The organism is Streptomyces sp. NRRL B-24572, assembly GCF_002156145.1.
Classification (GTDB): Bacteria; Actinomycetota; Actinomycetes; order Streptomycetales; family Streptomycetaceae; genus Streptomyces; species Streptomyces vietnamensis.
Window position 1 is genome coordinate 1 of sequence record NZ_MWIG01000565.1, and the last position, 7279, is coordinate 7279.

6 protein-coding genes are annotated in these 7279 nt (G+C 71.5%); 2 read left to right on the forward strand and 4 right to left on the reverse strand.

All coding sequences use genetic code 11. From position 1 onward, the window contains the following. The 4 genes from CCN56_RS30045 to CCN56_RS30060 form a co-directional block, all read right to left on the reverse strand. The coding region (locus tag CCN56_RS30045; protein ID WP_143664663.1) for a TerD family protein at positions 1 to 491 on the reverse strand (491 nt) is incomplete at its 3' end. Between the two features lie 76 nt (positions 492 to 567). Next, positions 568 to 1584, reverse strand: a complete 1017-nt coding sequence (locus tag CCN56_RS30050) for an aspartate-semialdehyde dehydrogenase (protein ID WP_086831090.1) — start codon at positions 1582 to 1584, stop codon at positions 568 to 570. Positions 1585 to 1762: 178 nt separating this feature from the next. Beyond that, positions 1763 to 5083 (reverse strand): S8 family serine peptidase, encoded by a 3321-nt coding sequence (locus CCN56_RS30055; RefSeq protein ID WP_086831091.1) that lies wholly within the window; start codon positions 5081 to 5083, stop codon positions 1763 to 1765. Positions 5084 to 5277: 194 nt separating this feature from the next. Continuing rightward, a complete protein-coding gene (locus tag CCN56_RS30060; protein ID WP_041129250.1) occupies positions 5278 to 5820 on the reverse strand; it encodes a CGNR zinc finger domain-containing protein in 543 nt (180 codons plus the stop codon). A gap of 129 nt (positions 5821 to 5949) precedes the next feature. Between CCN56_RS30060 and CCN56_RS30065 the strand changes: the two genes are divergently transcribed. Both CCN56_RS30065 and CCN56_RS30070 read left to right on the forward strand, forming a co-directional pair. Beyond that, a complete protein-coding gene (locus CCN56_RS30065; protein WP_086831092.1) occupies positions 5950 to 6405 on the forward strand; it encodes a VOC family protein in 456 nt (151 codons plus the stop codon). 68 nt (positions 6406 to 6473) lie between these two features. Beyond that, positions 6474 to 7279: pyridoxamine 5'-phosphate oxidase family protein (locus CCN56_RS30070; protein ID WP_086831093.1), on the forward strand; the 806-nt coding region annotated here is incomplete at its 3' end.

Here is a 7279-nt window from a genome sequence, read left to right on the forward strand (position 1 = left end):
CCCGAGGCGTACCCCTGGCCGACCGCCCGGAACCGCCAGCCGCCGCCTTGCCGGTAGAACTCCCCGAAGACGAAGGCCGTCTCCGTCGTCGCGTCCCCGATCGCGCAGTGCGCCACCGGGTTCCCGGCCCCGTCCGTGACCCGCACGTCGAGCCCCGGCACCTGCCCGAAGGCGCCCCCGTCGGCGGAGGCGGCGATCACCAGACGCCCCACGTCGGGCTCCACGCGCGCGAGGTCCAGCCACAGCCAGTCCGCGGCCGGGCTGCCGGGCGCGCCCGGGGCCGACTTCCCCAGGTGTCGGACGGCCCCCGAGGGATGCTCGGCGTGGTTGTAGAAGACCAGATCGGCATCGCCCCGCACCCGCTCCCCGGGCCCGAGGAGCAGCGCGGAGACGTCCACGTCGGGCACCCCGTGCCCGGTGCGCCAGCTGACCGCGACATGAAGGTCCTGCGGGGGCACCGCGACGTTGGCCCCCTTCGGTATCTGGGTCATGGGGGAACTCTGGCACGGCCGGGCACGCCGGAGGGGCGGCTCCCCACAACGGGAAGCCGCCCCTCTCGAATATCGGCTAGCCCTTGAGCTCGGCCGCGACGAGCTCCGCGATCTGCACGGCGTTCAGCGCCGCGCCCTTGCGCAGGTTGTCGTTGGAGAGGAACAGCGCGAGGCCGTTCTCGACGGTCTCGTCCACGCGGATGCGGCCCACGTACGAGGCGTCCTTGCCGGCCGCCTGGAGCGGGGTCGGGATCTCGGAGAGCTCGACGCCCTCGGCGTCCTTGAGGAGCTCGTAGGCGCGCTCGACGCTGATAGGACGCTCGAAGCGGGCGTTGACCTGGAGCGAGTGGCCGGAGAAGACCGGGACGCGGACGCAGGTGCCGGAGACCTTGAGCTCGGGGATCTCCAGGATCTTGCGGGACTCGTTGCGGAGCTTCTGCTCCTCGTCGGTCTCGTGCGTGCCGTCGTCGACCAGGTTGCCGGCGAGCGGGATGACGTTGAAGGCGATGTTGCGCCGGTAGACGCCGGGCTCCGGGAAGGCCACGGCCTCGCCGTCGTGGGTCAGCTCGGTGGCGCGGTCGGCGACGGCCTTGACCTGGCCGTCCAGCTCGGCGACGCCGGCCACGCCCGAGCCGGAGACGGCCTGGTAGGTGGTGGCGATCAGCGCGGTGAGGCCGGCCTCCTGGTGGAGCGGCTTGAGGACCGGCATGGCGGCCATCGTGGTGCAGTTCGGGTTGGCGATGATGCCCTTGGGGCGGTCCTTGACCGCGTGCGGGTTGACCTCGGAGACGACGAGGGGGACCTCGGGGTCGCGGCGCCAGGCGGAGGAGTTGTCGATCACGACGGCGCCCTGGGAGGCGACCTTCTCGGCGAGGGCCTTGGAGGTGGCGCCACCGGCGGAGAACAGCACGATGTCGAGGCCGGTGTAGTCGGCGGTGGAGGCGTCCTCGATGGTCACGCCGTCGACGACCTTGCCCGCGGAGCGGGCGGAGGCGAAGAGCCGCAGCTCGTCGACCGGGAAGTTCCGCTCGGCCAGGATCTTGCGCATGACTGTGCCGACCTGACCGGTGGCTCCGACGATTCCGACCTTCACGGGGACTCCTCCGTACGCGTGTGCAGGGTGCTGCCGGTCCATGATGCGTATGTCCCCGGCCGCCTTGTCCAATCCATTGTCCAAAGGGCGGGACGAGTCGTGGACGACGATCTTCCGGACTTCCGGACGCGAAAGGGGCGGGCACCGGTTCCGGCGCCCGCCCCTCACTCCTGCGGTGTTACGGGGTGACCGCGCCGATCAGGACGCTGCCGGTGCCCGCGACGGTGCCGCGCGCGTTGAGCAGCTGGACCTCGCCGAAGAACTGGCGTCCCTCGGGGGCCGCGCCGGCGACCAGGACCTCGGCCGAGACCGGGGCGGTGGCGCCGTTGGCCAGGGTGACCGGCTTCGACTCGTCGACCTTCACGGTGCCGAGCGCGGACGAGTAGTACACGTCCTTGTAGTCGTACGTGGTGCCGCCCGCGGCCTGGACCGAGTAGCCGTCGATGGTGACGGTGTACGTGCCCGCGGCCGGCTTCACCAGGGAGACGGACTCCTCCGAGTCGCCGTCCGCCGACTGGCCCACGGTCTCGCCGTTCAGCGTGACCGTGAGGTCGAGGTCGGCGGCCTTGTCGGAGGTGTTGCCGATGGCGATGTCGAGCCGCTCGACGCCCTCACCGATGGTGACGGTCTTCGTCTGCTTCTCGTGGTGCTGGATGGTCGGCGTCTCGCTCTTCTGCGAGCCGAGGGAGCCGCCCTTGAGGGTGCCCGTGATGCCCGCGAAGCGGTTGGTGACCTGCCACTGGACGGCGGCCGGGGTGCCGATCTTCGCCTCCGCGACCGTCTGCACGGCCGGGTCGAAGTCGGCGCCGAGGGCGGTGACGTTCAGGGTGTACGGGTTGTCCAGGTCCGGCGACGTGCGGCGGGACTCGACCTCGACCTCCCAGACGCCGGGCGTCGGGTTCGCGTAGGACCGCAGGTCCGGGCGGCAGGTGTTGGCCGGGTTGTAGTGCGGGTAGCACTGCGTGGAGGCGGTGTCCTCGAGGGCGACGCCGTACGGGTGGATGGAGATGAACCGGGTCTGGCTGTTCTCCTTCAGCCCGCCGAGCGCGACCTCAAGGTTCTTGGTGCCCTGGGGCACGGTGACGAAGTACGACTTGGTGCTGTTGCGCTGCACCGAGCCGGTGGCGGTGAAGCCGTAGCCCGGGGCGACCAGGTCGTTCGCGACGACGGTGGTGGCGAGGATCTGCTTGTCGACGCCCTCGGTGAACAGGTCGTCGGCCTCCAGGATGACGCTGTGCGCGCCCGCGGTGGTCGGGCGGGCCTGGAGCTTCACGGTGACCGGCTTGTTCAGCGGCAGCGCGACGAAGTCCTCGCCGAGGATGCGGAAGGTGCCGTCGTTGTACTTCAGGCTCAGCTCGTGCCAGACCGGCCGGTCCGGGCCGTTCGTGCGCGTGATGGTGACGTCGTAGACCTTCTTCTGGCCGACCTTGAGGCCGCCCTCGCGGTCGTACACGCCGGTGCCGGTGTGCGGGGCCGGGAAGATCACGGTGTCGACCGGGGCCTCGACCTTGTAGTCGTGGGCGGTGGCGCCGAACAGGATCGAGTCCCAGGCGTCGACGATGTCGATGAGACCGGAGCCCTGCTCGTGCGCGGCGACACCCGGGATCCGCTTGGCGGTCGAGGTGAGCGCGGTGCGCAGGGTGAGCGGGGAGAGCGGGATGTGCCGCTGCTTCGCGGCCGAGATCAGCAGCGCGCTCGCGCCCGTCGCCTGCGGCGAGGACATCGAGGTGCCGTTGAGCATGCCGTAGCCGGCGGGCAGGGTGTAGCCCGCCTCGGCGACGCCGGCGCCCGGCAGCCAGGTCGGGATGGTGTTCACGGCCGAGCCGGGGGCGGTGATGGTCGGGGTGAAACCGCCGTCCTCACGCGGGCCGCGCGAGGAGAAGTTGAACATGGCGTACTTCTTCTCGACCGCCGAGCCGTAGTTGGCGGCCCAGGTCGACTGGGAGATGGCCGCGCCGACCGAGATGACCTTGTCGGCCAGGCCGGGGTCGCCGATCGTGTTGATGCCGGGGCCCTCGTTGCCGGCCGAGATGACCAGCTGGACGCCGTAGGTGTCGATGAGCCGCGTGTAGAGGCGCGAGCGGACGTTGTCGCCGTCGTTCTGCGCGGGCAGGCCGCCGATCGACATGTTGACGATGTCGACGCCGCGGTTGACGACGAGGTCCGTCATGCCCTCGGTGAGGGCGGTGTTGGTGCAGCCGCCGGACCAGGTGCACGCGCGCGAGGAGACGATCTTCGCGCCGGGGGCGGCGCCGCTCATCTTGCCGCCGAAGAGGCCGTTGGCGGCGGTGATGCCGGCGACGTGCGTGCCGTGCTCGGACTCGACGAGGCCGATGTTGACGAAGTCGCGCTTCTGGCCGACCCAGGAGCCGCCCAGCGGGTCCATCGGGACGTCCTTGCGGATTTCCACGACGAAGGGGGTCTTCTCGACGACCTCGGTGGCCGGGTTGTCGGTACCGAAGTAGCCGATCTGGTACCCGTCCTTGTACGGCTTCATCGGCGCGTCGTCCGTGAAGTCGTTGTTCTGGTTCGTGTCGACACGGACGGTTCCGGCGGCCGGGTCGTACAGCATGCCGAAGATGTCGGTGGTGTCGCCGTCCCGGTTGATGTCGCCCTTCGGGTCGCCGCCCGCGGTGTCCGACTCGCGGAAGCGGCTGAACTGGTACGAGCCCTCAAGGGCCGTCCAGCTCCGCCCCAGGGCGGTGAAGACCGGGCCCGAGACCGGGGTGATCTGGGCGCGCCAGGTGTTGTCGCCCTCGGTCAGCGGGTCGGTGGCGGTGACCCAGTCGACGATCTTGCGCTCGCCGGTGGTGGTCTTCTGCAGGGCCGGGTGGCCGAGGTCGACACCGGAGTCGAGGATGCCGATGGTCACGCCGCGGCCGTCGGCCTTCGGGTGCTCCTTGACGAAGTCGACCGCGCCCGTCTCGTGCGAGGGGTTGTACGGGTTCTTCGCCGGGGTGTCCTTGCCCGGGGCCGGGTAGGTCGTCGTGACGGTGGTGCCGTCGACGGCCCCCGTCGTGGCGCCCGCGTCCGGCGTCGGGTCGTCCAGCGCGATCTCCGCCTGGAGGTCGACGGACTGGACGGAGGAGAGCTGCGTGGCGGCCTTGATGGCGGCGGCGGCCTTGGCGGTCGGCAGGGTGGCGCGGACGTAGCCGAGCGCGTCCTGCTGCTTGCCGACCGAGGCGCCGGCGACGGCGTCCAGCTGGGCGGCGACCTGCTCGGTGGCGCCGGGGACGGTGGCGACGAGGACGGTGACGTTCTTCTCGCCGCTCGCCTGGGCCTCGGTGAGTCGCTGGGCGTCGATGGCGCCGAGCTTGTCGGCGGGGTTCGAGGACTTGACCGGGGGAGTGGTCGCCGGGGCTTCGGTGGCGAGCACGGGAGCGGCACCGGCCGCGACGAGCGCCGCGACGAGTCCGGCCGCGGCCGCGATGCGGGCCGCGCGTCTGGTCCCGTGCGTCGAGCTTCCGGGTATGGAGCTCTGGGTTTCGGGGGTGGTCATTTACATCCCTGTTTGTGAAAGGAGGGCGTCCGGATTCCGATACCGGATGACCGCTCAGCCTTTCGCAAGTGACAGGGTTTTGGGGAGAGTTGCCCGGGGCCGGATTGCCGCCGCGGCGTAAACCCGCCAGCGCCGTCGAAGCGTCACGCGGGACCAATGCCCCCGAAAAGGGGCGAGTCGCCGTGCCGTACGGCTCAACTCTCCTTCGTGCGGGCGTAGTGGCGGGAGGCCTTGGCGCGGTTGCCGCAGGCCGCCATCGAGCACCAGCGGCGGGTGCCGTTCCGCGAGGTGTCGAAGAAGTGCAGGATGCAGGCCTCGTGGGCGCAGGCCCGGATCCGGTCGGGCGCGGTGCGCAGCAGGTCGAGGTAGTCGCGGGCGGCGGTCCAGCCGGGACCCCAGGCGGGATCCGCGAACTCGGGCTCCTCGCCGGGGCCCTCGGCGGTGAGCGTGGCCCGGATGCGGCCGCGGTCGAGGACGGCGTCCACGCGCGCGGTGGCGGCGGGGTCGCCGGGGCGGTCGACGAGCGCGGCGAGCGCGTCCCGGGCGGCGAGGGTGTGCCGCAGGGTGGTCGCGTCGGCGGCGAACCGCTCCTCCAGGCCGTTGGCGGCGAGCCAGACGGCGAGCCCGTCGACGTCCGTCAGCAGGTCCTGGCGGACGCCTTCCAGGTTCCAGCGGGTGTTGAGAAGGTCCAGGGAGACGGGCTCGCCGGTGAGCGGCCGGGGGTCGATGGCGGTCATGGCGGGCACCCTCCTCGATGAACTAACCCCTCAAGAGTACGTGAGCGGTTGACTCTCGCTCCGACTAACCCCTAAAGTCGAAATAGAAGGTTAGCCCGAGAGGGGCTGCCCTGTCCGAGGGGAACTGTCATGTCCGCGATCGGCACGCTCGCCACCCACCACGTCGGCCTCAACGTCACCGACCTGACCCGCTCGCTCGCCTTCTACGGCGACGTCCTCGGCTTCGAGGTCCTCGGCGAGGGCGCGGAGAAGGACAGCCGCTACGCCTTCCTCGGCCAGGACGGCCGCCTGGTCCTCACCCTCTGGCAGCAGTCCGAGGGCACCTACGACTCCGGCCGGCCCGGCCTCCACCACCTCGCCTTCGAGGCCGAGTCCATCGAGCACGTCCGCGCCGCCGAGGCCGCGCTGACCGCCCGCGGCGCCTCCTTCGCGTACGAGGGCGTCGTCGCCCACCGCGAGGGCGCGGCCTCGGGCGGCATCTTCTTCCACGACCCCGACGGCACCCGCCTGGAAATCTCGGTCCCGAAGGGCGCGGAGGAGGCGGAAGCCCCCAGCGAGACGGCTCCCACCTGCGGCTTCTTCTAGCCCGAACGCGCCCGCCGCGCCGAGTCCCCGCACCCGCGCCCACCGACCCGCACTCACGGAGGCCCCTCGTGAACACCGCCTACCACCCCGGCTCCCTCGCCGTCCAGGAACGGCTCGGCGTCCAGGACCTCGCCGCCCACGTGGGCCGCTCCATCACCAACGGCATCCGCCCCATCGCCGCCGCCTTCCTGGAGGCCCAGCCCATGCTGATGCTCGGCGCGGCGGACGCCGAGGGCCGCGTCTGGTCCACCCTGCTGACCGGTGCGCCCGGCTTCGCCCGGGCCACCGGCCCGCACACGGTCTCGGTCTCCGCCGCCCTCCCCGAGGGCACGCCCGACGGCGCCCCCGTCGGCACGATCGCCCTCGACCCCCGCACCCGCCGCCGCATGCGTCTCAACGGCACGGCGAGGAGCAGCGGCCGCGGCTTCACGATCGAGGCCGAGCAGGTCTTCTCGAACTGTCCGAAGTACCTCCAGAAGAGGGAGTGGTACGGCTCCGAGCCTGCCGGCCCGGAGCCCGTCACCGCACGCCACGGCGAGGAGCTCACCCCCGACCAGATGAACAGGATCGGCGTCGCCGACACCTTCTTCATCGCCACCGCCGCCCCCGACGGCGTCGACACGAGCCACCGCGGCGGCAACCCCGGCTTCGTCCGGGCCGACACGCCCCGGGAGCTCAGCTGGCGCGACTACCCGGGCAACTCGATGTTCCTGACCCTGGGCAACCTGGAGGAGGACGGCCGTGCGGGACTGCTCTTCCTCGACTGGGAGACGGGCCTGACCCTCCAGCTCAGCGGCCGCGCGCACACCGAGTACGGCCCCGAGGGCCGCGTGACCCGCTTCCACGTCGACCACACGATCGAGACCCCGGCGGG